Genomic DNA, 25,994 nt, shown 5'->3' with positions numbered 1-25,994 from the left:
TTAAAATTGATAGATTAACCTTGCAAAATAGCTTCTTCCATAATATAAATTAATACGGTCCGCCCCGGCAGTGTGAGCAGATCCGGCATTTGCTGTAGAATTTAAACTCGTAACATCGAAGATATTTTTAACGCCAGCCGAAACTTCCATATGATCCTTCCAGAAAGGCTGACTTACAATGAAATCCATCATATGAAAACCTTCTGTCTTACCAAGTCTGAAACCTTCGGTATCATTCTCCAGGACATAATTTCTTCCGGGACCTGTATATTTATAATACAATGAAAAACCGGTCCCTATATTTTTCAGTTTATAGTTAGCTGACGCTCCTGCCTGTACAAGATATTGGAAATCTGTAGGAGAAGTGTGTTCCAATTCATTCAATGATACAGAAGTACCATTTACCGAACCTCTTAAAGAAAATGCTAACTGATCTTTTTTAAAGTCTATGTTGGCAGATAAAAGCATGTTTCTATAGGTATTGAGGTTCATGTACTTATAGGTGGAGGGTCTTTTCACCATCACCATTTCTATCCGGTCCTGTACGTCAAGATACAGCGCATTAGCACCGTAAGCTATTTTCCAATTATTACCAGCTGAAAAATTCTGATCCCAGAAAAGGCCGGCTGAAAATCCTTTTTCAGGATTCAGATCAGGATTTCCCTGAACATCATGGTTAATATTAACAAAGAAAGTAAACAACTCGTCGTAGGTAGGAAAACGGTTGGCCGTACCGGCAACAGCTCTCAGATTTGAATTTTCAGAGGTTTTAAGTCTTGCAGAAAGAGAGTAATTGAATTGATTATCAAACATATCGCTTACTGAAAGTCTGGCTCCCGGTCTTAATGAAAACTGATCTGAAATGTTCCATTCTCCTGAAATAAAATTGGAGTAAGTAAAAATATTTCTTTTCACAGAATCACCAAAAAACTGTCCTGCAATAAGAGCTGCCTGACCGTTTGTATAATCCAGTTCATAACCAAGCTGGAAATCAAAGGTTTTATTGTTCAGGAAATTACTGAACATTCCTCTTGAATAGATGATATCTGTCTGGTAATAGGATCTTTTTTCATCCTTACTTGTAACCGTCCTATTAGGAATATCGTAGTTATAATCAAAATATTTTCTATCCTGGGTCTGATAAGAAAAGTCTCCCGTATAGCGGATATCTCCAAAATTCGTCTGAATATTGAACTGATGAATCCATCTGTTGGTATTGTATTCTCTATCCCTGCTCTGATAAACAACCCCTCCCAAACCGTCGTTAAGAGGAATTCTGTTGGTTTCAGGATTATAAAAATTAAATTTCTCGTTCAGATAAGACAGTTTATAGTAAAATGAAGTTTTGTTCTTGGTGTACCTTAGCAATGCTGAAGCATCATACTGATCCTTCGGATTCCATTCGTAACCTCTTTTTATCCCTGGATCTGTCCCAAAATATTTATATCCTCTGCTATCGCCTTCATAACCCATGAATTGGTTATGGTTGAAACTGACATTCGCAAACCAATTGTTGTCTATATTGTAGTCTACGTTAAAGTTCTGAATATGTCTTCCGTTTCCTTTTTTCTTAAGATCATAGTTATTTCTTACTGTTTCTTCCTGAAGTGATGCTTTTACAGCCACTTTTTTCACATTGGTTTTTCTTGTAATAATATTGATGACTCCGGCTACCGCTCCATTACCGTATTCCACTCCCATACTTCCCTTTACAATCTCAATTCTTTCTACATTGTTCAGAGAAAGTTTGGTGAGGTCAATATTGCTTCCAAGCCCTGTATCTCCTACTACCGGAATATTATCTATCAGTATTTTTACATAATTTCCATCAAGGCCCATAATATTGGCCGTAGAATTTCCCGAACGGGTGTCCGGTGTAATCTGAATATTGAGACTTTGATTTAAAACATCTGCCACATTGGTTGCAGCCATATTTTTGATCTGCTGGGCATCTATGACGTCAACTTTATATATTGATTTATTGATCGACTGCTGTGTATATTGTCCTGTAATGACAACTTCCTCTATTTTATGTTTATTAAGAGAATCTTTTTCTTGTGCATTCATCCAAAAAGCAATGGACAATGATAGAACGGAAAGCACCTTCTTCTTCATAGAGTAAAAATTTTGGCAAATATAATGCTTTATTTAGAATAGTTAAAAATAAATACTTATTTTTGTAGAACAATTCTAAATAAAAATAAACGTTATGAAATTAAGACTACTTTTAGGAACATTGATGTTTACAGCTTTTACAGCAAATGCACAAGTAGCTACGATCAATGAAAATTTCAATGGATTTACGTCCGGAAGTTCCACTTTTCCACAAAATGGATGGACTGTAAAGCTGGCTGCGAATCCATTACCTTTTCCTCCATCGCCATTAATGATTGTAACAACCGATGCAAACAAAGCTGTTCAGGCATATTCAGGAAACAATACAAGCCTGCCTTCATACTTAATCACTCCTCAGATTGTAACGCCTGCAGGTGATAAAACATTAACTTTTACGGCTACATTAGTATCTCCTTCACCCGGTCCGGGAAGCATTCAGATAGGATTGGCTACCGACCCTGCGGATATGACAACTTTTGTACCTGTAGGCACTGCAACGAATATAACGACTATCGGATCTGTTCAGAATTTAAGTGTACCGATTCCTGCATCAGCAGCTTCTTATATTGTATTTAAATTTACACCTACTTCCAACCATGTAGCGATCCAAATTGATGATGTAATGTACAAAGCTTCTACTTCTTTGGGAGTTAATGATACTGCCAAGGCAAAAGAGAACTTCAAATTTGCTGTAAGTGCAGACAATACTGCTTTGGAATTTATCACAAAAACAGAACCTAAAAACATTGAGGTGTATTCTGCTGCAGGTCAAAAAGCAGCTGAAGGAAAATTAAAAGGGCAGAAATTCGACATCAGTGAACTTCAGACAGGTGTTTATTATATGCTCGTTGAAACAGCTGAAGGATCAGTAGTAAAATCCAAGTTCATCAAAAAATAAGGTTTATTAGACCATACCTTTGTAAAGCCGGCTGGAAGATTTTCCAACCGGCTTTTTTATCCCAAAAACTCATTTCTTCTTATCATTTCAGGATAAAACAAGATAAATGTCATGTTTTTATTTAGAATCATTAAAAATAAATACAATACTTTTGTAGAATCATTCTAAATAATAAATGTAAAAAATCAGTTATGAAAACAAAACTATTATTGGCTTCGGTATTGGCTCTTTCCGTTCAGCAGACTGTTCTGGCGCAAACTGACGCATTGGGATACACACAGGTAAATATGACGATGGGACCTTCTTACCAGAACCGGGTGTTTTTCAATCTTGCAAATGGTAATACGGTTTCTCAACCGGCTAATACCTGGGATGTTGCTTTTTACAGGAATTCCAACTTTTCATTCGGCACAAGAATTAATGATGCCCTGAATATTGAAGTGTACGCTGCTTCCACAAACTTAGCAGACTGGGAGAATATCAATATCAACAATATAGCAAACTGGGGTGAACCATTATACAACCCTGATCAAACAACAGACTTAAGCCAGGGAGCTTTTGAGCAGGGCCCTATCACATCCCCTAATCCCAATCTTCCTGCAACTGGCTGGGGCTTGTACAACAGCATGAATCACCATATCGAAGGGAAAGCAATTTTTGTTTTAAAGTATACCAACTCCGATTCATATATCAAATTTGCCATTGAAGATGCTTTTGCAGGATATACATTCAAATACTCCAAATGGAACGGAACTTCATGGGGTGCTACTGAAACAAGAACGATAGCCAACGGATCGGATGATGCCTATTTTAACTACTTCTCATTTACCACAGGGGCAAAAGTTCCCAATATGGAACCTTCCAGAAGTGCATGGGATTTTATGTTTACCAAGTATTACACTTTCTACAATAATATGTTGATGTATCCTCTTACGGGGGCAATTCAGGGACCCAGTGTAAAGGTGGCAAAAGTACAGCCTGAAGCACAGGAAACCGCGACTTTCACTATGCCTGCTGACGGTAGTTTCTCTTCCAATATTACCACCATCGGCCATTCATGGAAAGGTATCGGAACTGTTAATACGAATGTAGTGTATTATGTCAAAAAAGGAAGTGATTACTACAGAATGTACTTCACCACCAACGGAGGAGCCACTACGGGAGACATGTATTTCAAATATAAAAAGATCACCGGTTCTTTAGGAATAACTGAAGTAGGCAAAAAAGCATCTTTCGGGATCTATCCTAACCCTACAACAGCTGACAAGAAAGTGACTGTACTTTTTGATGTGAAGGAAAAAGCTAACAACAAAGGAAACATCGAGGTTTATGATCTTACAGGGAAAAAAGTATATACTGCCGAACTTACCAACCAGGCAGGTTTCTACAAGCAGGATCTGAACTTATCTCACCTTACTGCCGGAAATTACCTGGTAAAAATAACCTTCGGGGGCAGTACGGAGACGAAAAAACTTATCGTAAAATAAACTCAAAATTTTAACTTTCTATTTTTTCTAATCAAAAGGCGGTTTTCAGAATCCTGAAGCCGCCTTTTATATGCTATTTTTAATTTAAAGATTGAAAATTTAAAGATTAAAGGATTGAGACAGACCGTATTTAATCTCTGCTAAATCCAATATTTAAATTTTTAAATGATTAAATGATTAAATCTTTGAATCTTTGAATCAATAAATCTTAAACCCTTTATACACTTCCGCAGAGCTTTCCAACATTTTTGAAGCATCTTTACGAAAGTCAAGAAGATGGTCCTGTCCGTTGTGCCTGTTGTGGTGGTCAACGCTTTCCCAAAGCTCGATCAGGAAGAAAGTCCCTTTATTGTCTTTGTCTTCAATAAGATCATACCGGAGACATCCTTCTTCTTTTCTTGTCTCCTTTACAAGGTTCTGAAACAGTTCCACAGCATCCATCAGATAGTTTTCGTTAAACTTAAAAAGCGCAATTATATGCAAATTCATGTTCTATTATTTAGTGGTGTAAAAGTAGAATATTTTCAAAACCAAAAGTATTTTTAAGGGATTTATTTTTCTGCCAAAACCATAAATTTTACTTGAAAACTGATTTATAAATAGTTATAGAACTCATCACAATAACAAGGATCCCGATAACCACGAACATTTTTTTAACGGGAAGTTTTGCCGTAAGCATAGCCGAAAAAGGTGCGGTAATGATCCCGCCTATCAGAAGCCCGAGAATGATATTCCAGTGCTGGATCCCCAGGGTAAAGAAGAAAGTCACGGCGGCAGTGATAGTCAGTATAAATTTAGCAACAGTGGAACTTCCCACCGCAAACCTGGGAGTGAAGGCATTTTTGATAAGAGTTCCGGTAACCAGCGGCCCCCAGCCTCCACCGGCAAAGGAATCTATAAAACCTCCGATCACACCTAGTCTTGTAAGGTTGGTTTTTCTTTTCATCGACTTACTCTGTTTTTCTTTGAAGGCATTAGACAGAATCTGGATGCCCAGATAAAGGGTGTAAAAAGCAATAAGTGTTTTTGTGATTTTGGCGTAATATTCTCCTAAATATGTCAGGCTTACTGCTCCTATAATGGCGCCTATAACCGCCGGAACGGCAAGTTTTTTAACCAGGTTCCTGCTTACGTTTTTAAGCTTGATATGACTTAAACTTCCTGCGGCCGTCGTGAAACTTTCCGCAGAATGAATGCTGGCACTTACAATATGCGGAGGAATATTCAGGAATAGAAGGGTCGTTGTGCAGATTACACCGTAGCCCATCCCCATTGAGCCAGCTACAATCTCTGCGAATACACCTACCAGCAGCATCCAGTAAAAAATATAATTGTCCCGGGCTAAAATATTGAGCAGTTCGTCCGTATAACCCAATTCGTACATGGACAAAACCGTGACCAGCAGTACAGCCGCCGTAATAATGAATATATTGAGCCTTATCTGGATTTTTCTTGAAATTATCATATTGCAATATCATTACAGCTCCTGCCCTGCCCTTTAATGCATCAAATATCTGGTATCATCTGCTAAAAAAAGTAATACAGGGGCACTTTCAGGGTGATGAAAGCATTTAAGCCACTGCAAATATCAAACAAAAACACTATCCTACCAAATAAGTAGACTAGTTATTCAAAAAAAAGGACCGGGTCAGTCTACCAGATCCATCAGAGTTTTTTTCTCCAGGATATTCAGAGAGGCGTCCCGTACTTCGATGAGCACATCATGCAGCCCGCAGTGGTCTTCATTGCAGTCTTCACATTTTTCATAGAAATTCAAGCTTACACAAGGTAACATGGCAATAGGCCCGTTTACCAGACGGATGATCTTTGCCAGCTTTACATTTTCAGGGTTTCCTTTTAGAAAATACCCGCCTCCTTTTCCTTTTTTACTGTCCAGGATGTCTGCTTTTTTCAGTTCCAGCAGAATATTTTCTAAGAACTTCAAAGGGATCTTCTTGTGTTCTGCAATTTCGGAAATAAGAACGGGGCCATCATTCCTTTTTTCTACAAGGTATGAAAGCGCTTTAAAAGCATATTGGGATTTTTTTGAAAGCATTACAGCAAAAATAAGAAAATAGTTTGAATTAGATAAATTAAGAAATAATGATCTGAAAAAATAACAAACCGCCAAAAAATGAAAATTAAATTTTCTATTAGCTCTTCCTGAGCTCTTTGCCTACCATATATTTTGCCATTTTCCTATTAAATTCTTAAGTTTGTTTATATGTTCAGTAAACAAGAAGCACAGCAATTAAAAAAGGAGTTTTGGACGGCTTTTGGAAAGTCTTTTCCAAGAAAATGGATTCTGTACGATACCAAGGTGAAGGATATGTCATTTAAATTCTATGCCGATAATAAGAAAGCGGAAGTTTCACTGGACATAGAAATGAAAGATGAGATCTTCCGGAATGCTTATTATGAGAAGATCTGGTCTTTGGAAGATATCCTGAAAGATTTCACCGGAGATTTTCAAAAAGAAGAATATTTCACCCTTGACAATGGAAAAGTGATCAGCAGGATCTGGGTTGAAAAACATAACGTTTCTATATTCAATAAAAATACATGGCAGGAAATTTTCGAGTTTTTCCGGGAGAAAATGGATGGTTTTGAAAGGTTTTATTATGAATATGAGGATTTTATCAAGGACATTTAATTCTTTTTATATCTTTCAAATTACTGCAAAATAGAAGATATTTTCAAATGTTTTTAATTTATAACCATTAAAAATATGAATGTTCTGGACCAATATAAGCTGTTCTTTGTAGACCGTCCATTCACTTTTCCTGGTGATAAAACGGTTAATAGAAAAACAGCTATACACTGTGTTGACAATGATTTCCTTGGGTATTTTCTGAACCGTTTCACTGATGGAGAAAGCATTGATGAAATCATTACACAGATCGATTTTATTATTTCAGAGGGTTTCTATGATCCTGAATATGGTACAGAAATCTATCTGGATTTTATTACGATGCGGTACAAGGATACTTCTGCCCTGTTTGAAGATATTGACATCAATAAAACCCATCTTCAGGAAATTCCATTTTCTGACCTCAAGGAGATCCTTTATTTATGGAAAGACTTCATCCGGTCCTCTCCTTTTGACCGGACGACCATAGATAGCAGAACTGAGTTTTGCTACTCCCTGAAAGACTATGAAACTGAACAGGAAATAGCTTCATTCCTTGTAAAAACATTCCACGAAACAGACTTCACTTTAATCAGAACTGAGAATATGGGCGATTACAGAAAAGAATTCAGCGCAGGTTACAGCAAAGGAAAGGCTGATGAATTCTACGTTACCTCTCTGTATGACAAAAACGGCAGGATGATCTATGAAAAGGAGGAAGATTACTTCAATGGAGTATCCGAAATTATTATACGGAAATATTACTTTGATGAGCAACTTCAGTATAATGTCGAACTTTTATACAATCGTAATGGTGAGTTTTCTGCTATTGAAAATATCAATCCGGAGAGCCCATACATCTATGCTTCCGAGATTGATATGCTTTACCCCGGCTTCTTAGTAAAAAATCCTTATTATAAAAATTCAGATATGATTCCTTAATTCTCTGATTTTAAATATATTTGAACTCACAAAAACCAACCCATGAAAACCGAGTACAGAGATGAGAGCTTTAAGCTTGTAGACCGTTCTCATAACGATGAGAACAATTCAAACGGTGTGAACATTTCTTACGCAAAACCAAGATACTAGTAACACAATATATATCAAACTACTAAGCATGAAAAAAGTATATAAAAATATTTTTGGAGAAGTGATTTCAAAGGCAAAAGCTGAGAAACTGGATGACTATCATTTATATTATTATGAAAAAGATTCTGAGGTCCTGAAAGAGATTGAATTTCTGGCGGAAGAAGGAATATACAGCATCAATTATTTTATGAGCCCGGATGAAGATGAAACGCAGGTTTTGAATTATCTGAAAGAAAAATCAGATTTTTTTGATATTGAAAAGCGGGAAAATGCAGGAAATTTCATCGTTGCCACCAACACAATGTATTCATTAAGCGTAGACGAAAAGCCTTTGATCTCAAAGACAGTTTTTCATCACGATGATCCTGAAAATTTTATCTGCTCCCAGATCCTGGACAATACAACGCTGGAACCTATACCGGAAAGAACGACAAAATGCTGGTATAATTCTGATAAAAACGGCGAAAAATATGCTGCAATAGAATTCAGTTACCAGGAAGACGGAAAGCTTGAGCTGGCTATAGATAAGACCCCGAACCCGGATAATGAGACGGATTGGGAACATTATGAATACGCTACGTTTAAAGATCTGCAAAGCAAAATTCCGACAGATATAAGTTACTACAAAACAGCGCAACTGCTTCCTAAGACGGCAAAGCAGCAACAGTAACGCATTAAAATTTCCATCAAAATCAAACATTTGTTTATTTTTTTCCTTATTTTTAATCCAGCTAAAAAAATGCAGGGTTTAAGAATACTTTTAAACTTGGCATTCTATCAGATTTTAATCATTAACCACCAATTACAATGGAAGAGAATTCGTTTATATTTACCGATGGAAAAGATCCTAAGATGATCGAAGCGTATGAAAAAGCAAGGGAAACGTTTAAATATTTCTGGCGGGAGCAGTCCTGGGAAAACAGAAGGATCATACCGGGGCTTGACCTTGCCTGTGTAAAGGCATCATTCAGCCAGGAAGATCCCGAAACAGGAGAAAATACCGTGGAACATATGTGGATCAATGAAATTGATTTTGACGGCGACACAATAAGCGGTTTCCTGATGAACAATCCTAATGAACTTACCAATATACAGGCCGGAGATTATTTTGAAGTTCCACTGCATGAGATCAGCGACTGGCTTATTGCCATTACCCCTGCCGAAAAGGTACCAAAGGGACTTTCTCAACTATTTTCTTCACCTGAACAGCTTTTACCGAAAACTTACGGCGGATTTACCATTCATAAAATGCGTGCAGATATGGATGAAGATGAAAGAAAAGAGCACGATGACGCATGGCAGCTTGATTTCGGGGATTTCAATGATATACAGGTAGTGAATGAACAGAAAGAAAAACCGGAAAATCTTATTGAGCATCCTATGAGCAAAAACATGGCGGAAGAGTTCGTTAAGTTTATCAAGGAATATCCGGACGAACTTACCCATACTGATGAAAAAGGGCTTACTCTTCTTCATAAGGAAACCATCGCCGGAAATTTAACTTCTGTAAAAGTTATGCTGGAAGCCGGTGCAGACAAAAATGTACAGTCAAACACCGGAAAAACCGCTCTGGATTATGCAAAACAGCTGAAATGGGATCATATTGTTCCGGTTTTGGAAGGTTAAATAACATTCTGATTAAAAACATTCAGCATATAAAAGGGAAACTTCGGTTTCTCTTTTTGTATTTTATCAGAGATCTTTTTAGGCACTGGTATCTTAATTATTCTATCTATTCTATTCATGAAAAGTGAATGTTTTATTTTCCCATTATAATACGACAAGTTCTGTCGCTTTCTCGCAATATCTTTGTTTCATAACAACATTGAAACACCGGTAATTGATAATATTCATATTAAATCTCATTAACGGGACTTGAAATACGTTAAAAAGTGTTAAATTTGCCGGAAAATTATAAATAAAACTAATCTTAAATATACAAACAGATGAAGAAAATTTACTCCTGTGCATGTATTCTATGCACGGTTCTTGGATTGTCTGCCCAGGAAGTACTGTGGCAGAAAGATATAAAATCATCCACTCAGGATTTTCTAAGCCAGGTTACCACAACGATCGATCAGCAGTATCTCATTACGGGAAGCTCAATCCAAACATCCAAAATTCAGGATGGAAATAAACAAAATAACGGCTACGATTTTCATTTAATCAAATTGAATCAACAGGGACAGGAGGTTTGGGAAAAATACATTTCTGGTCAGAATCATGATTATTTATCTGCTGCTGTTTCTACACAGGACGGAGGCTTTCTGCTTTCCGGGACTTCTTATTCCGGAAAAGGTCTGGATAAGAAAGACGACAGCAAAGGCGGATCAGATATCTGGCTCATCCGACTGAATGAATTCGGGGATGAACTGTGGCAGAAAACAATGGGAAGTTCTTCCGACGACGAAGCCAGATCAGTCATTCAAACAACAGACCTGGGATTTTTTGTAGCTGGGAATGTTCAGAATTCAGCTAAAGGCTACGGTTCCAAAGATATTTTGATTGTTAAATTAGATAAGAACGGAAAAGAGCTTTCTCAATCTATTTTAGGAGGAAAAGGTCTTGATGAAGTAGAGAAAATGATTCCCACTAAAGATGGCGGTGCTTTGTTAGGGATCTATTCCAGAAGCAATATGGGAGGTTCAAAGAAAATTGAAAACTATGGTGAAGGAGATTACTATATCATCAAACTTAACAAGGAAGGAAAGGTTGAATGGGAAAAGAACTTCGGAGGAAAAGCAGATGACCATATCAGAACATTAGCTCTTACTTCCACAGGCTATTTAATCGGTGGAGAATCCAGATCAGAAAGATCAGGAAATAAAACAGTAGGAATAGAAGAAGGAACAGACTTATGGCTGATTTCTTTAAACGAAAGAGGCGAAGAGCTTTGGCAGAAATCCTACAATTTTGGGAACAGGGATATTCTGATGGGAATGAGTGTGCTTCATTCAGCAGATGATCAATCATCCAAAGGAATTTTATTAGGAGGTTACACTCAGGCAGAAGGCCGTATAGAAACTAACGATGAGACCTTTTGGATGCTGTACCTGGATCAGAATGGCAGCGAGCAGTGGAGAAAACACGTGAAAGGAGAATCCAGAAAAAAAGAAGAAAAATTATCTGACATCAAATTGAACAGAGACGGCTCAATCATTTTGGCGGGAACCAGTGCTGAAGAACTTGGAAAGGAGAATTGGAAGATTGTGAAACTGGGAGTTAAACAGCTAGATCAGTTAATTGAAAGACAGGATATCAAGATCTATCCGAATCCTGTTTCAGATTATGCTTATGTAGAAATAGGCTTTGAATTCAAAGAGGCTGATATTATGCTGTATGATATGGGCGGAAGGCAGCTTCAGAGTTTGAAGACTAAGAATAAAGTGACTAAGATTAATACCCAGAATTTGATTCAGGGGGCTTATGTGGTTACGATAAAAACGAATACCAATAAAACTGCTAATGCTAAACTTATTAAGTTATGAGAAAAATATTACTAAGAATTTGTCTATTTCATTTTTTTCTTATTGGAAAATTTTTATTTTCTCAAGGGGCGACGCCAACTGGTGCTAATTTTTTTCCGCAAAGTCCTAATTCGACACCTTTTGCTGTAAATGGTAAAATTCCAGTCAACATGTACAAGGGAACACCATCAATCAATATCCCTTTGTTCAATAAAACTATAAATGGAAAGTCTCTTGATGTTTCATTAAATTACAACATTAAATCCGTGAAACCGGAGACAATACCAACTTGGGCAGGATTAGGATGGAATTTACAAGTGGGTGGATCTATTTCGCGAATTGTAAATGGCGGAGTAGATGAAGTTTATCAAAGTCTTATTACTCCAAATAACAGGTTCTCTTATCTTGATAATTATTCGACATTGAATAACCCTTCATGGGCTAGTTTACAATCCATGCAAAACTATACCACTAATAATTTGGCTACAGGATCTTCTTTTAGTGATCCCGTTCCAAACCCTGATGAATTTATTATAAATTTTTGTGGTATAACCGGCAGCTTTTATCTCAATGAAAAAGGTCAATGGATTGGGAGGACAAGAGAGGGTAAAACATTTATGGTTTCTTATAACTACAAATCTGATTACATATTGAAAGAAAAGACAATAAGGGGATCAAGCTACCTAACTCCATTAAATACCACAATAAAAAGGATTTTATATGGCTTTACGATTACTTTAGATGATGGAACACAAGCTGTATTTGGGAATGACGACAATGCTTTAGAATTTACGTCTACTGCCGAAAACATCGATTCCTTTAATCCTCAGATCATAGTAAGTAATTGGTATTTAAAGGAACTTAAATTTATAGATAATAAAAAAATATTATTCTCTTACACAAGAGATGATAAGGCTGTATTTTTAAATAATAAGGGAGGAAATATATTTTACCATAAGCAAGGATCAAGTGGATGGGTATCCAATTCATCATTTGGTGGAAATTTTAATCAAATAATAAGTAATAGATTACATAACACCTATTTGACCAAAATTGAGGGAGATGATTTTACGATCAACTTTAACAAAAGCCTTTCTAATCAAAAGGAATATAACGATCTTAGTTATGCAATTGGTACTTGGGGAGGTATATACACACATCACATGAGTTCCTATGGTAATTTTAAGCATTGGTATAAATTAGATAATATCAATATTACTGACAAAGCTGGTACGGTTATAAAAAACATTGTGTTTAATCATAATAATGACCCCAGTGACCGATTATTATTAAATAATGTTACCATTAATGGAATTGAGAAATATGACTTTAAATACAATCCCCAAAAATTACCTGATTATCTTAGCACTTCTACTGATGCATGGGAATATTATAATGGTAATACATTCTTAACTGCAAATAATTCTGCTGGTTTACCTCAAGATCAGTTAAAGAATCTTCTTGTTAATAATTATCCTCCATCTAAAATACCTAATTTATCACTTTCTAAAGCAAGTACATTAGAGCAAGTGACTTATCCAACAGGAGGAAGTAGTTATTTTACTTATGAATTGAATAACTATTCAAAATATGGAGAAAAGATTTCAACAGAGACTCCTCTTAAAATAAATTCAACTACAAGCGATGAAGTGGCAGGAGGTCTTAGAATTCAAAAAATAAAATCCTGCGATGAGAATAACAATTGCTTTTTTAAAACATATTCATATGTAAATGATGATGGAAGATCAAGTGGTATTCTACCATACAAACCCACATATATGTTTGAAGGCAGCGAGCCATCAATTAATTTGGTATTTTGGGAATGGAGCACTCATTCTTATCAGTCACTTAAAGATGAGGACAATTCTGTTGGATATAGTAAAGTAACCGAAATTGATGATAACGGAGGAAAAAAAGAAACTTATTTTACTAATTTTGATAATCCTGATTTTAATGATGTTTCAGGGCTTGTATATTATGGATGGAATAATATAGGTATATACAAACAATTACCTTATACCTCGTATGCCTTAATGAGAGGGAAACCAAGTAAAGAAGTTGTATATTCAACTAGTAAAAAAATTTCAGAGACAAATTATTTATATTCAAAAAGCACTGACTTTATTAAATCCTATGCTTTTATTTATAAACAGTTTGGACAACCAATTAATAGTGGTCCGTTTATTGACTTAGGAGGAGTATCCTATGGTACGCTTCTAGATGCTCACAATATTAACTTTAACACGAGCTTTTTGACGCAGAAGAAAACAGTTTTCGAGAATATAGAAACAACGGAAACAAACACCTACAATTATGTTTATAATACTCCTGTAACTCAAACTCAAACTGAAAGCGATGGTACAACTTATCTTACCACGTATAAATATGCTTCAGACATAAATAACCAACCTATGTTGAATTCGTACATGGTTGGAATACCTGTAAGTAAAGAATCAAAAAAAGGTAATAAAATTATTTCAAAAACTGAAACCGTTTACCCCACTTCATTACCAACACCACAGACAGGTAATATAATATTACCAACATCAGTATTGTCTTATAATTTACAAACCCCGACAGTTACTTCAACAGAAATGCTATATGATAAGTATGATTCCAAAGGTAATTTGCAGCAGTACACAACAAAAGATGGGCTTTCGATAGCTATTGTTTGGGGGTATAACCAAACCCAGCCCATTGCCAGAATAGAAGGCGCAAAGCTTTCAGATATTTCACAAACACTTATCGACAGTATTGTTGGCGCATCTGCTAATGATGCCCAGCTGGGTACCGATGCTTCCGAGCAGTCTCTAATCTCCGCTTTGGATCTCTTTAGGAATAATTCTGCTTTAGCAGGGTATCAGGTCAGTACCTACACTTACGATCCATTAATCGGCGTAACCAGCATCACGCCTCCATCGGGAATCAGAGAGCTTTACAAATACGATAGCGCCAACCGCCTTGAAAAAGTGATTGACATCAATGGAAAAATACTGAAGGAATACAAATACAACTACAAAAACTAAACACAGACATGAAAAAAATACTCATTCCCATTGGTTTGCTGCTGGTCACTCATTCAGTACAGGCCCAGCTTACCCAGGAAGAAAACTATATTCAGTCCAAAACATACCTGGACTACAATGGCACCCAGCCACCGAAAACGTCAGAAATCGTTCAGTATTTTGATGGACTGGGACGCCCCAAACAAATCGTCAGCGTAAAAGCCTCACCTCTTGGAAAAGATGTTGTTACCCATATCGAATATGACGGGTTCGGAAGACAGGTAAAAGACTTCCTTCCTGTTCCACAATCGGGAACTTTGAATGGAGCTATCATTCCAACTCCACTAGGAAATGCTTCATCAGTATATGGATCAGAAAAGATATATGCAGAAAAAGTACTGGAAAATTCACCATTAGACAGAATCCAACAGCAAGTTCAAGTAGGAAATGACTGGTCAAACAAGCCTGTAACTTTTCAATATGAAACCAACAGTAATAATGAGGTTTATAAATTTACAACCAATACCACTTGGGTAAATAATGCTACATCATCAGCATTGGTTCTGGAATATTTCCCTCCTAACCAATTGTATAAAAATACAGTAACTGATGAAGATGGTAACACTACTGTAGAATACAAAAATGGGCAAGGACAGGTTATATTGGTAAGTAAAGAAGGAACAAATACCTATTATGTATATAATGAATATAATCAGTTAGCATTTGTTATTCCTCCCAAAGCATTACAAGGGCCCATTACAGAAACAGTGTTGAACGATTTATGCTATCAGTACCGTTATGATGGCAGAGGCAGACTTGTCGCAAAGAAACTTCCTGGCAAAGGTTGGGACTATATGGTGTATGATAAATCTGACAGATTGATTCTTAGTCAGGATGCTGTAATGGATTCACAAAATAAATGGCTCATGACCAAATATGATAAATTGGGAAGAGTGATCTATACAGGAATAGTGGCAGGAGGAGAAAGACCTGCTATGCAAAACCTTATTAAAGACCTCGTGATTACTGAATCCCGAAATACAACAGGTTTTACCAAAAACGGGATGCCAGTTTATTATACCAATGACTATTTTCCCGCAGACACACAATCTATTTTAAGTATCAATTATTATGACACTTATCCAAATTACAGCTTCAATCCCTCTTTTCCAACTGATATTTTCGGAGCAATTTTAACGGATAATTCAGCATCAACTGATGGAAGAAGTACTAAAGGACTTCCTGTCATGAGCCTGGTAAAGAATATTGAAGATGATAACTGGACAAAGAATTACAGCTATTATGACACGAAAGGTCGTGCAGTAGGAACTTACTCTATCAATCATTTGGGAGGATTTACAGAAACAAGATCAGAACTTGATTTTTCGGGAGTTACAAAACAAAGTGTAACCCGTCACAAAAGATTGAATTCGGATACAGAAAGAATAATCACAGAAACTTTTGAATACGATCATCAAAACAGATTACTCGTTCACAAACATAAAGTAGATAACAACCCGGAAGAGATCCTGACTCAAAATAAATACAATGAGCTTTCCCAGTTAGAATCTAAGAAGGTTGGAGGAACAAGTATTGCAACGCCACTTCAAAGTATAGATTACAAATACAATATTCGTGGATGGATGACTAAGATCAATGATCCTGATAATCTTAACGGGAAATTATTCGGATACTCAATGAGATACCAGGATCCTGCTATTCCTACCACATCGGCTCCCCAATATGGAGGGAATATTTCAGAAGTACACTGGAAAACCGCTGATGATGTTTACAAAGCATACCATTATGTTTACGATAAACTAAACAGACTGACCGATGCGATTTACAGAGAACCATACACTACTGCTCCCAATAATTATTTCTTCAATGAAAATGTGGCTTATGACCTGAACGGAAATATCACTCATTTAAATAGAAACGGAAAAGCCCCTACAGGAACAACTCAGCTTGTTGATGATCTTACCTATAATTATGCAGGAAACCGCTTGAACCAGGTCATTGAAAGTTCCTTAAATAACGCAGGGTATGAAGGAGGAAACAATATAATTGATTATGACCTGAACGGCAATATGATCAATATGAAAGATAAAGGGATACAGGATATTGTTTACAATTACCTTAATTTACCCAATACCTTTTCCATAACTCAGATAGAGCCATTAGGAAATGGCCAGCCTTCCAATATTAGCCTGGACTATCTGTACCGTGCAGACGGAACAAAACTTCGTAAAAACTATGTCAAAGAAGGCAAAAGAGGTTCGCCGGGGACAACCCATATTACAGATTATCTTGATGGGTTTCAGTATAGCTATTTAGATGGAGGTAGTGTGTGCCTAACATGTAGAACGGACACTGCTTTTGAAGAGCAGGCATATGGTAATATAGAAAAAACATTTCCTGTTATCGGAGGACCGCCTGAATGGAAACTGGATTTTGTAGCTACTGCTGAAGGATTTTACAGTTTCACGGAAAACCGCTATATTTACCAGTACAGAGACCACCTTGGAAATGCCAGGGTAAGTTTTACGAAAAACAGCGAAGGCGCTCTTGAAGTAACGGATACCAATAATTATTATCCATTTGGGTTAAATCATATTCAGGGAATGCTTATCAGTTCCAGGCTTGGAAGCTATTACAGTTATAAGTACAACGGCAAGGAGTTGCAGGAGACGGGAATGTATGATTATGGTGCAAGATTCTATATGCCGGATATTGGAAGATGGGGAGTGATTGACCCAAGAAGCCAATATACTCACGAAGCATATAGCTATGTTTGGAATAATCCAATAACCTTTACAGATCCAACTGGCATGCAAGGGGAGCTGGCTTATCCTGATAGGGATGGTAGGAAAGATGGAGAAATTTGGAAAGACACCGATGGAACATTTTATTGGGATGCAAAAAATAGTGTCTGGAAAGATTTTAACAATGGCAACTCTTTAATCACTCAGGTGAACTTATTGGGGAAATCCAAAGTTAGTGACACAAGTGGATATGCTGCAGCAACTACTCTTGGAGCTCTTACTTCAGAAAGTGGTGTTGGCTTGGTTATCCTAGGGTTAGTAGGACTTGCTTACATTGTAGATCAAGCTACAAAACCTTCTTTACAATGGCATACAACAATTGCAGATCCCAGTGTAGGTTACAAAAGTATGAATACCGAAGATAGTGCGGAAGAAGATAAAGATGTAAATGGAGTTGATGTTCCAAAAGAGAAAAAGGTTCCTGTTAGCGGTAAAACTGGTAAAGAAGCTGCCAAAGATGTACCATCATGGGTGAAAGAACAAGGTGAAGCACCTTATGTTGATGAAGATGGGAAAACTTTTGCAGAGAGGGTGTTAAATGGCCAGTATGGTAAAGGAGAATGGAATAAGGGTAAAGCAAGTAAAGGACCAGGTTCCGAGTTTAATAAAATAAAGAAATGGGGGGATAGAGGGTTTGAATTACCAAAGAAAAAATAATTGTAGATGAAAAATTTTATATACGTTCTTGAACATATTTATACAGTTGAATCACAAACAGATTATAAGCTTTTAGGTTTTTTTGATGATTTGAAAGAATTGGAAAAAACTATAAATATTATATCGAAGTTTTCGGGATTTAAAGATTATCCTGATTGTTTTTTAGTTAAAAAAAAAGAATTAAATAAAATACATTGGGAGACGGGATTTTATACTGTGGTAGGTGAGATAGGGAGAAACTATTTGCCTGAAGAAGATTTATTGAGTGAAGAAGCTCATATAGTCCAAAATTTAAAATCTATTTTTAATATTAGTCATGTATATACTGTTAATTCTTCCTTGGATGATGAAAGAACAATAGGTGTTTTTTCAGATTTAACAAAAGCAGAACAAGTTATTGACCAATTAAAAAAGCAACCTGGATTTAAAGAACATCCAGATGATTTTATTATCGATATGGTAGAATTAAATGAGCATTTATGGACTTCTGGATTTTAAAAAAACTTATGTTGTTAGCTTGGCATTAGCATCTCGATTGTGTCCCATAAAAATAACCTGTAATAGTTAAGACTTAATCTGACAGTTATAATCAAATTAAATAACTTTAAAACAGATTAAGTATTATGACAACACAACAAAAAATCATCAAAAACAAGTTAGGAGTACTTGAGTTAGCACAACATTTAGGAAATGTATCCAAAGCTTGTAAAGTAATGGGCTATTCCTGATCCCCCGCTGGCGCGAGCTTGTAGCTCGTGTCCTGGTATAAAACAAAACCCACTGCAATTGCGGTAGGTTTTGTGTTATACCGCTACAATATTTTTAATTTTCAGGATCAAGCTTTTCGATGTCGTTAAAACGGTTGAGCATTACACCACATCAGCTCCTCAATATGGTGGGAATATTGCAGAAGTACACTGGAAAACCGTTGATGATGTTTACAAAGCATACCATTATGTTTACGATAAACTGAACAGACTGACCGACGCGATTTACAGAGAACCATACACTACTGCTCCCAATAATTATTTCTTCAATGAAAATGTGGCTTATGACCTGAACGGAAATATCACTCATTTAAATAGAAACGGAAAGGCCCCTACAGGAACAACTCAGCTTGTTGACAATCTTACTTATAATTATACAGGAAACAGGCTGGATCAGGTTATTGAAACAATGAACACAGCGGGCTATGAAGGAGGAAACAATATGATTGACTACGACCTGAACGGAAGTATGGTTAATATGAAGGATAAGGGTATTCAGGCTATTGCTTACAATTATTTGAACCTTCCTGATAATTACTCAATCATCCAGAATGATCCGCTGGGCACATCAGTAAGTTTTGGTTTACATTATTTATACCGGGCTGATGGGTCAAAACTCCGAAAAACCTATTCATCGGGAGGAGGAAGAGGTCAGTCTATGACCAATAAGATTACAGATTATTTAGACGGTTTTCAATATAACTATAGTGAAACAGTAGCTCCCTGCGACTGGTGCAGAACAGAGGCGGCTTATGAACAGCAGGCTTTTAAAAATGAAATTACTGATCGTCCTCCTTCTATTCCTGAATGGAAGCTTGATTTTGTACCTACTGCCGAAGGGTTTTACAGTTTTACAGAAAATCGTTACATTTACCAGTACCGGGATCATTTGGGTAATGCCAGGGTAAGTTTTGCCAGAAACAGTGAAGGAGTTCTTGAAATTACGGATGTCAATAATTATTATCCGTTTGGTTTAAGCCATGTTGGTGGAAATAAGGGGCTTTTGGGTGGATATAAAAGCTATAAGTACAACGGAAAAGAACTGCAGGAATCTGGAATGTATGATTATGGCGCAAGATTTTATATGCCGGATATTGGTAGATGGGGTGTTGTGGATCCGCTGGCGGAGAAATCAAGGAGGTTTACACCTTATAATTATGCATTTAATAACCCGATTAGGTTTATTGATCCTGATGGGAGAGAAGGAGAAGACTGGTTTAAGAATTCAATGAGTCAAATGGAATTTAGAGATGATGTAAAGAGCCAACAGGATTTAACAGATAAAGGAATAAATGGGACTTATGTAGGCGAAACATCCCAGCAGGGAAGCTTAAATTATGCATCAGACGGATATGTTTATGATGATTCTACAGCTGGTGGAGGAAAAGCTATTGCTGATGGAAGAATTCATGATGTAGGAGAAGTTACGATTACAAAAACTAGTTCATGGAATAGTCCTTTAGCCAGATTTTTAGTTCCTGACAGATTTGGATTTACCACTAGTACGTCTGCTGGAGGCGGTTTAGAAGTTGGTGCTACTATGGGACTTGAAGTAATTACAAGAGGAAAAGACGCAGGAATTTATTTTGATCCAGGAAATACCTTTAGTACAGGTGTCTTAATTGGAGCTAGCGGAGAAGTCGATTATAATTTCTTTAGTAGTCGATTCTCTGGTAAAGTTTCTGATATGGATTTAAATTCTGTAGTTGGAACTGAGGCATATGTTAAGGCTTCTGTATTAGAAGGAGTTGGTGTTAATGGAGGCGTTGCTGTCAGTTTTGATCCTAAAGCTCCATTAAGCGGAAATAGGTGGTTCACTACCTTTGGAGGAGTTTCTGTAGGAGGAAGTGCTACAGTAGTTTCTGGTGGTGCTGGTGTGACTGTATCAAATACAAGAATTGGAGTTGGCTTTGATGGCAAAGTGCGTGTTGCAGATTATTCAGGTGCGATGAAAGTAAAATAAATTTTAAATAAATATGGAATTATCTAAGCGTAACATTTTGCTTTTTTTTACACTATTATTAGCTATTATTATAGTTTTTTTTATTGCTAAGCATAATCAAACGAAGAAAGCATATTCTAGTGAACTAAATGGGAAAGTTGAATCTTTGAGATATGTAGGACGAGGAGAAGGCTATCTACAAGTGAAATTTGAAGGAGAAACAGAATTTAATTCTTTATGTATAGTATATGTAGGTAGTGAGAATAGGGATGATCTAAAAGTGAGCGACTCCATCTATAAGGCGAAAAACTCTGAGGATTATCAAATTTATCGACAAGACAGTTCAGGAAATTATCATTTTTTTAAAACGTTAAAAAACAAGCCATAATAAAAACCGCCACTTGAAGGAGTGGTGGTTTTTATTAATTAGGGACTTATATAATATCCCACAACTTTAATAGAATCATCTTCTTTATGCAGAGTAAATTTTTCTTGGGTATTTTTGATATCTCGTTTTACATTATAAATTAATATATATTCATTTATAGAATGAATTCCTTTTATAATACTAGTCTGCTCATATATTAAAGAATCATTTTTAATATTACCAAATTGTGAAAAAGAAGCATCAAACATTTGATTTACTTGTTCTTTTGAAGCCATTTTAAAAAGTTCATCACCACATAATTTAAAAATTTCTTCTCTATTATTTTCTTTTAAAAGAGTATAAAATTTTTGTGTTATTTTTTCAGCCTCTTTTTTATCGTGTTCCTTAGGACTACAATTTATAAGAAACAGAGGAAGAAATATTAGGATATATTTTTTCATTTTTAGGTAAACATTGTCTTGATTAAGCAAATGTAGCTATTTTAGCTTTTAAATTAATAAAGTATTAAAATCCTATAATAAAAAAGTCTCCCCCCGCTGGCGCGAGCTTGTAGCTCGTGTCCCAGTATAACATAAAACCCACTGCAATTGCGGTGGGTTTTATGTTTTATAAAGCTGCTGCGTTTTTAGCAAAAAAATCTTTAAATTTTTTATTGGTAAGCATCTTTTCTACTAGTCTTAAAATAATTTGATTCCTTACTTAATTTTATTATTTTAAACTTGGAAAACCGCTATATTTACCAGTACAGAGACCACCTTGGAAATGCCAGGGTAAGTTTTGCCAAAAACAGCGAAGGAGTTCTTGAAATTACGGATGTCAATAATTATTATCCCTTTGGATTAAGCCATGTTGGTGGAAATAAGGGGCTTTTGGGTGGATATAAAAACTATAAGTACAACGGAAAAGAACTGCAGGAATCTGGAATGTATGATTATGGCGCAAGATTTTATATGCCGGATATCGGACGATGGGGGGTGGTTGATGAACTTGCGGAGAAATTTAGTCGTCATAGTCCATATAATTATGTTGTCAATGACCCTATTAATGGTTTTGATCCCGATGGAAGAGATGTAATATTTCTTGCGGATTCTAAGGCTGTTCCTGTAGCAGGGCATGGGGCTGTAATTGTTGGAAACTCACGAGATGGTTGGTTCTATTATTCAATGAATGGAACAGGAGAAGGGAGTAGTCCATATGGTGACGCAAAAAATGCGGATGTTGGTACTTTTTTAGGAAAAGGATTAAGCCCAAAACAGGCAGTGTTAAAAGCACGTGTTATCAATCCAAAAGAGCAACATCATTATGATAAATATGTTACCATTAAAACCACTAAGGAAGAAGATGAAAAAATAAAAAGTAAAACGGCAGAAGCTGCCAAAGCAGAAAAATATTGTGTTATTGGTCAGTCATGTGCAAATGTAATGTTAAATGCATTCAATAAAATTATAGAGATCAGAACAGATAATGCATGGTATGTGCCAAAACAAGTAAACCCCGCTCCCAATACAATTATAGATAACTTTGAACGTGGAATGAATTATTATAATCGTTTTTTTATCTCTTCTGAAAATAAAATAGAACCTCGTAAACAACCAATAATAACTGTTGGACCTTTAGTGCCTATCGATGCAAATGGAAAAGAAATAAAAAAATGAAAAAAATAGCAATTGTTTTTACGGGGCTATGCTTGATTGGTATCCTATTATATTATTTATTCGGCTTATTCTCTTCTTCTGTTGGATGGTATGGCTACAAAAAATGGAAATATAGAGTTGGAACTACGAGCATTTTAGAGTCAAAAAATAGAAAAATTTTTGTGAAACACCTGAATTATCAAATTGTTGATTCAAGTAATTTAAAAGGATTTCATTTTAGACCATATATTGAAAAAGGATTTAGATATGGCTATCATTCTATGGAAGAAACAAGAATTGATACTTATACTAAATATCCATACAATTTGAGTTATGAAAGAAATAAAAAAGATTCTATTGTATTAAATATTTTTCCAGAGGATAGAGTGAAATTAGATAGTTCAGATGTAAATTGGGGGTATTTAAAGCAACCATATTTACAAGATACCATTAGAATAAAGATTGAAGGGGTTACAAATCAGAAAGGTATAATAAAAATATGGTAAAATTATTCTGCTACATACAAAAATTATAAGTACCAAGGACAAGAGTTGCAGGAGACTGGTTGGTACAGTTTCAAATGGAGAAACTATATGCCCGATGTTGGTAGGTTTTTTAATATTGATCCGCTTTCTGAAAAGTATGCTTATCAGTCTCATTATAATTTTTCTGAAAATAGAGTTGTTGATGGTAGAGAATTGGAAGGTTTAGAATGGGTAGCGAGTAGAAACTTGAAAAATAAAACTGTCAATTTACACCTTACATACAAGCCTGTAAATAATACAGTAGGAGTTCTTTCTAATGCTCAAATGTCGACATTAAATCAGGAGCGAAATGCACAAATTGTTTCTTCTTTTGGAGGGAAAGATTCTGATGGCAATCAGGTTAATATTACCTTTAGTGAAAGCAATAAAGCTACTATTATAAGAGAATATAATATTGGTTATGATACTAATAACGTGGATGATTTTAAAGGAAAAAGCCAAGAATTTATTGATAATAATGTAGTTTTTACTAATGGAATGGCTGATACTACTAATAATACACAAACCAATAGAACCCAAATTAATGTTTATACAACCCAAGGAATGCCTATGGATGCAAGTGGTAATTTACTCTTTGATAAAAGGGATAGTAAACAACTAGCTAAAACAGGGGCTCATGAAGACCTTCATACGGCTGGACAGAAACATGATAGTAAATGATTTAATGCGTAAAGGAGGTCCTGGTACAAAAATGACTCCAGAACAAAGGACAGAGTCTATAAAACTAATAGAAAAACAACAACCCAAAACGAGATAATGAAAGCTTTTAATAGAATAATAATCTGCTTTTCGTTTGTTTTTATAAGCTGTTCTGCTGTAAAGACAACTGAAGAATATGGTAAAGAAATGGAAATAGTTGATAATGTGCGTTCAAGAGTAATGATTAAGCATTTTAATGCAAGTGATAAAAATAAATCTTTTTTAACCTTTACATCGGGATTTGATAATCTTATAACCGTTAAAAATGATGATAGTATAGTTCTGAATGAAAAAAGTAAAACCATGCCGATGTTAGGGCTTACAAACTCTTGTGTAATTTTTAATAATAAAGAGGTTGAAATTATTATTGATAATAAGCATAAAATAAAATTAAACAAAGAACAATTACCAAAATATAAGTTTATATATATTGGAAAAGACAAAAATCATTATAAAATAGAATATACTAATAAAGCTCATTCTTTTATGTAAAAAAACAATAGATAAAGAAAAACCGCAATTGCAAGGTTACTTATCAGTATAAGTACAACGGAAAGGAGTTGCAAGAAACGGGGATGTATGATTATGGCGCAAGGATGTATATGTCGGATATTGGAAGATGGGGAGTAATGGATCCTTTAAGTGAAAAATTCTTTGACTTTAGTAATTATAATTACGTTTTAAATAATCCTATAATGTTTGTTGATAAGGATGGAATGGATGTTTATTTATTAAATGAACAAGGTAAATTTATTCTTGCAAAAAAGCAAGCAGGAGATGATTTGGTTTATGGTTATAATAGTAAAACTGGATCAATTAATGATAACAATGGCGATAAAAAAGGTGATTATAAAGATGGTATAAGGATAAAGACCAAAGGGCTTGTAGGACAACTGCAATATTATAGAGATGGTAGGAAGGATGATAGTAATCCTGCATATCACCAATCTATTAAAGAATATAGTTCACAAGTTGAGGATGATATGTTTGAATTATTCCAATACGCAGCCAATAATGCTAAAAATGTGGAATTTTCACTCATTGACTTTAATTTGGGAAAAAAAAGATATTTGGCTTTGCAAACATATAATGATTCAGGTTTTGCGCCAGGATCTGGGCAAATAGGGAAAGATGTTAAAACAAACGCAGAATATCATTATCATCCTTTTAAAACAAAGTACGAAGAAGATTACACAGAATTAAATTCTTTAGGTGCTAGAGAAAATGGTGCATATTATGGTGAGAGAGGAGGAGATTATCGCAATGCAATTATATATAAGGCTAATTATCCTAATTATGTGTTTTTTCCGAAGTCAACTAACCTCTATAATATCACTTTGAAAGGAGTTTATTTGGTCAAGAAAATTAATAATGACAGTAAAAATTTTAAAAGATGAAAAATCTAATCATATCCTTTTTTATAATCTCATTAATAAGTTGTGACAAAGAAAAAAAAGAGCAGTTTTTCTTTAGCCAGAATTTATATACCGAAATATTGAAATACCAGCAAGAGAATCCAATTCCAAATAACAAACTTAATTCGTTATCTATATATGACATCTCTTTTTCAAAAAATCAAGATACATTAATCACCATAACAATCAGTCCACAGGGAATACAATATAAAAACTGTTTTGGCATTTATGAAAGTAATATTCTTAAACCTACTTATGTCATAGACAGTCAAAAACTAGGAAGAAAATTTATAAAAATTTATAAAAAGGATAGTATCGACAATTATATATTAAAAGGTACTCCACCTCATAGTGATGTGATTTATCCTTTTTACAAATATAAAGTACAAGGTGATAAATTAATTTTAATTGATTCATTGAGATAAAGTA

At 35.4% G+C, this 25,994-nt stretch carries 21 protein-coding genes and 2 pseudogenes; 18 read left to right on the top strand and 5 right to left on the bottom strand.

The window, feature by feature from the left end:
• Positions 1-2,115 carry a TonB-dependent receptor plug domain-containing protein gene (locus IX38_RS14350; protein ID WP_034706134.1) on the bottom strand — a complete coding sequence of 705 codons (2,115 nt, stop codon included), beginning with the start codon at positions 2,113-2,115 and terminating at the stop codon, positions 1-3.
• A gap of 94 nt (positions 2,116-2,209) precedes the next feature.
• On the opposite strand from IX38_RS14350, the gene IX38_RS14345 reads away from it, so the two are divergent.
• On the top strand, positions 2,210-3,013 hold the full coding sequence (locus IX38_RS14345) for a T9SS-dependent choice-of-anchor J family protein (RefSeq protein WP_034706132.1): 804 nt from the start codon (positions 2,210-2,212) through the stop codon (positions 3,011-3,013).
• 191 nt (positions 3,014-3,204) lie between these two features.
• Positions 3,205-4,500, top strand: a complete 1,296-nt coding sequence (locus tag IX38_RS14340) for a T9SS type A sorting domain-containing protein (RefSeq protein WP_034706131.1) — start codon at positions 3,205-3,207, stop codon at positions 4,498-4,500.
• A 198-nt stretch (positions 4,501-4,698) separates the two neighbouring features.
• Here the strand turns inward: IX38_RS14340 and IX38_RS14335 are convergent, their stop codons facing one another.
• From IX38_RS14335 to IX38_RS14325, 3 genes are all read right to left on the bottom strand, one after another.
• A complete protein-coding gene (locus tag IX38_RS14335) occupies positions 4,699-4,989 on the bottom strand; it encodes a putative quinol monooxygenase (RefSeq protein WP_034706130.1) in 291 nt (96 codons plus the stop codon).
• Positions 4,990-5,077: 88 nt separating this feature from the next.
• On the bottom strand, positions 5,078-5,965 hold the full coding sequence (locus IX38_RS14330) for a sulfite exporter TauE/SafE family protein (protein ID WP_034706129.1): 888 nt from the start codon (positions 5,963-5,965) through the stop codon (positions 5,078-5,080).
• 183 nt (positions 5,966-6,148) lie between these two features.
• Positions 6,149-6,556: an RrF2 family transcriptional regulator gene (locus IX38_RS14325; protein ID WP_034706128.1), complete on the bottom strand. Its 408-nt coding sequence runs from the start codon at positions 6,554-6,556 to the stop codon at positions 6,149-6,151.
• 168 nt (positions 6,557-6,724) lie between these two features.
• On the opposite strand from IX38_RS14325, the gene IX38_RS14320 reads away from it, so the two are divergent.
• The 10 genes from IX38_RS14320 to IX38_RS14270 all read left to right on the top strand — a co-directional run bounded on the left by IX38_RS14320 (position 6,725) and on the right by IX38_RS14270 (position 21,272).
• On the top strand, positions 6,725-7,153 hold the full coding sequence (locus tag IX38_RS14320) for a DUF4268 domain-containing protein (RefSeq protein ID WP_034706127.1): 429 nt from the start codon (positions 6,725-6,727) through the stop codon (positions 7,151-7,153).
• Between the two features lie 75 nt (positions 7,154-7,228).
• Positions 7,229-8,071 carry a hypothetical protein gene (locus IX38_RS14315; protein WP_034706126.1) on the top strand — a complete coding sequence of 281 codons (843 nt, stop codon included), beginning with the start codon at positions 7,229-7,231 and terminating at the stop codon, positions 8,069-8,071.
• Between the two features lie 178 nt (positions 8,072-8,249).
• Positions 8,250-8,891 carry a hypothetical protein gene (locus IX38_RS14310; protein WP_034706125.1) on the top strand — a complete coding sequence of 214 codons (642 nt, stop codon included), beginning with the start codon at positions 8,250-8,252 and terminating at the stop codon, positions 8,889-8,891.
• Positions 8,892-9,028: 137 nt separating this feature from the next.
• Positions 9,029-9,847, top strand: coding sequence for a DUF2314 domain-containing protein (locus IX38_RS14305; RefSeq protein ID WP_034706124.1), 819 nt, complete (start codon positions 9,029-9,031; stop codon positions 9,845-9,847).
• A 320-nt stretch (positions 9,848-10,167) separates the two neighbouring features.
• Complete coding sequence (locus IX38_RS14300; RefSeq protein WP_034706123.1) at positions 10,168-11,709, top strand: T9SS type A sorting domain-containing protein; 1,542 nt, start codon at positions 10,168-10,170, stop codon at positions 11,707-11,709.
• Entirely contained in the window at positions 11,706-14,714 is a 3,009-nt protein-coding gene (locus tag IX38_RS14295) for a hypothetical protein (protein WP_034706121.1), read from the top strand. The genes IX38_RS14300 and IX38_RS14295 overlap by 4 nt, the downstream gene beginning before the upstream one ends.
• An 8-nt stretch (positions 14,715-14,722) precedes the next feature.
• Positions 14,723-18,175 carry a DUF6443 domain-containing protein gene (locus tag IX38_RS14290; RefSeq protein ID WP_051884775.1) on the top strand — a complete coding sequence of 1,151 codons (3,453 nt, stop codon included), beginning with the start codon at positions 14,723-14,725 and terminating at the stop codon, positions 18,173-18,175.
• A 6-nt stretch (positions 18,176-18,181) separates the two neighbouring features.
• Positions 18,182-18,673 (top strand): DUF7336 domain-containing protein, encoded by a 492-nt coding sequence (locus tag IX38_RS22020; protein WP_051884773.1) that lies wholly within the window; start codon positions 18,182-18,184, stop codon positions 18,671-18,673.
• 300 nt (positions 18,674-18,973) lie between these two features.
• Positions 18,974-20,905, top strand: coding sequence for an RHS repeat-associated core domain-containing protein (locus IX38_RS14275; RefSeq protein WP_051884771.1), 1,932 nt, complete (start codon positions 18,974-18,976; stop codon positions 20,903-20,905).
• A gap of 13 nt (positions 20,906-20,918) precedes the next feature.
• On the top strand, positions 20,919-21,272 hold the full coding sequence (locus IX38_RS14270) for a hypothetical protein (protein WP_034706119.1): 354 nt from the start codon (positions 20,919-20,921) through the stop codon (positions 21,270-21,272).
• A 38-nt stretch (positions 21,273-21,310) separates the two neighbouring features.
• On the opposite strand, the gene IX38_RS14265 is transcribed toward IX38_RS14270, so the two are convergent.
• Positions 21,311-21,712: a hypothetical protein gene (locus IX38_RS14265; protein WP_034706118.1), complete on the bottom strand. Its 402-nt coding sequence runs from the start codon at positions 21,710-21,712 to the stop codon at positions 21,311-21,313.
• A 279-nt stretch (positions 21,713-21,991) separates the two neighbouring features.
• Between IX38_RS14265 and IX38_RS14260 the strand changes: the two genes are divergently transcribed.
• From IX38_RS14260 to IX38_RS14240, 6 genes and pseudogenes are all read left to right on the top strand, one after another.
• The gene (locus IX38_RS14260) at positions 21,992-22,927 is read left to right on the top strand and encodes an RHS repeat domain-containing protein (protein WP_034706116.1); all 936 of its coding nucleotides are present in this window, start codon (positions 21,992-21,994) and stop codon (positions 22,925-22,927) included.
• Positions 22,924-23,412, top strand: coding sequence for a hypothetical protein (locus tag IX38_RS22015; protein WP_051884768.1), 489 nt, complete (start codon positions 22,924-22,926; stop codon positions 23,410-23,412). The genes IX38_RS14260 and IX38_RS22015 overlap by 4 nt, the downstream gene beginning before the upstream one ends.
• 24 nt (positions 23,413-23,436) lie before the next feature.
• Positions 23,437-24,111: pseudogene (locus tag IX38_RS23235) on the top strand (RHS repeat-associated core domain-containing protein); the annotation flags it as partial.
• 96 nt (positions 24,112-24,207) lie between these two features.
• Positions 24,208-24,642: a hypothetical protein gene (locus IX38_RS14250; RefSeq protein WP_034706114.1), complete on the top strand. Its 435-nt coding sequence runs from the start codon at positions 24,208-24,210 to the stop codon at positions 24,640-24,642.
• A gap of 41 nt (positions 24,643-24,683) precedes the next feature.
• Positions 24,684-24,869, top strand: a pseudogene (locus IX38_RS23495) (RHS repeat domain-containing protein); the annotation flags it as partial.
• 674 nt (positions 24,870-25,543) lie between these two features.
• Positions 25,544-25,990 (top strand): hypothetical protein, encoded by a 447-nt coding sequence (locus IX38_RS14240; RefSeq protein WP_034706112.1) that lies wholly within the window; start codon positions 25,544-25,546, stop codon positions 25,988-25,990.
• Positions 25,991-25,994 lie beyond the last annotated feature (4 nt).

The sequence above is a fragment of the Chryseobacterium luteum genome (genome assembly GCF_000737785.1).
Classification (GTDB): Bacteria; Bacteroidota; Bacteroidia; order Flavobacteriales; family Weeksellaceae; genus Chryseobacterium; species Chryseobacterium luteum.
Note: the sequence above shows the minus strand (reverse complement) of the source record. Positions and strands in the feature narration are given on the sequence as shown.

Excerpts from the sequence above, each read along its gene's own strand:
- IX38_RS14305 (WP_034706124.1), top strand. The coding sequence starts at position 9,029 with ATGGAAGAGAATTCGTTTATATTTACCGATGGAAAAGATCCTAAGATG.
- IX38_RS14290 (WP_051884775.1), top strand. The coding sequence starts at position 14,723 with ATGAAAAAAATACTCATTCCCATTGGTTTGCTGCTGGTCACTCATTCA.
- IX38_RS14240 (WP_034706112.1), top strand. The coding sequence starts at position 25,544 with ATGAAAAATCTAATCATATCCTTTTTTATAATCTCATTAATAAGTTGT.
- IX38_RS14330 (WP_034706129.1), bottom strand. The coding sequence starts at position 5,965 with ATGATAATTTCAAGAAAAATCCAGATAAGGCTCAATATATTCATTATT.
- IX38_RS14315 (WP_034706126.1), top strand. The coding sequence starts at position 7,229 with ATGAATGTTCTGGACCAATATAAGCTGTTCTTTGTAGACCGTCCATTC.
- IX38_RS14310 (WP_034706125.1), top strand. The coding sequence starts at position 8,250 with ATGAAAAAAGTATATAAAAATATTTTTGGAGAAGTGATTTCAAAGGCA.
- IX38_RS22015 (WP_051884768.1), top strand. The coding sequence starts at position 22,924 with ATGAAAAAAATAGCAATTGTTTTTACGGGGCTATGCTTGATTGGTATC.
- IX38_RS14250 (WP_034706114.1), top strand. The coding sequence starts at position 24,208 with ATGAAAGCTTTTAATAGAATAATAATCTGCTTTTCGTTTGTTTTTATA.
- IX38_RS22020 (WP_051884773.1), top strand. The coding sequence starts at position 18,182 with ATGAAAAATTTTATATACGTTCTTGAACATATTTATACAGTTGAATCA.
- IX38_RS14300 (WP_034706123.1), top strand. The coding sequence starts at position 10,168 with ATGAAGAAAATTTACTCCTGTGCATGTATTCTATGCACGGTTCTTGGA.
- IX38_RS14335 (WP_034706130.1), bottom strand. The coding sequence starts at position 4,989 with ATGAATTTGCATATAATTGCGCTTTTTAAGTTTAACGAAAACTATCTG.
- IX38_RS14325 (WP_034706128.1), bottom strand. The coding sequence starts at position 6,556 with ATGCTTTCAAAAAAATCCCAATATGCTTTTAAAGCGCTTTCATACCTT.
- IX38_RS14350 (WP_034706134.1), bottom strand. The coding sequence starts at position 2,115 with ATGAAGAAGAAGGTGCTTTCCGTTCTATCATTGTCCATTGCTTTTTGG.
- IX38_RS14265 (WP_034706118.1), bottom strand. The coding sequence starts at position 21,712 with ATGAAAAAATATATCCTAATATTTCTTCCTCTGTTTCTTATAAATTGT.
- IX38_RS14345 (WP_034706132.1), top strand. The coding sequence starts at position 2,210 with ATGAAATTAAGACTACTTTTAGGAACATTGATGTTTACAGCTTTTACA.
- IX38_RS14340 (WP_034706131.1), top strand. The coding sequence starts at position 3,205 with ATGAAAACAAAACTATTATTGGCTTCGGTATTGGCTCTTTCCGTTCAG.
- IX38_RS14320 (WP_034706127.1), top strand. The coding sequence starts at position 6,725 with ATGTTCAGTAAACAAGAAGCACAGCAATTAAAAAAGGAGTTTTGGACG.
- IX38_RS14270 (WP_034706119.1), top strand. The coding sequence starts at position 20,919 with ATGGAATTATCTAAGCGTAACATTTTGCTTTTTTTTACACTATTATTA.
- IX38_RS14295 (WP_034706121.1), top strand. The coding sequence starts at position 11,706 with ATGAGAAAAATATTACTAAGAATTTGTCTATTTCATTTTTTTCTTATT.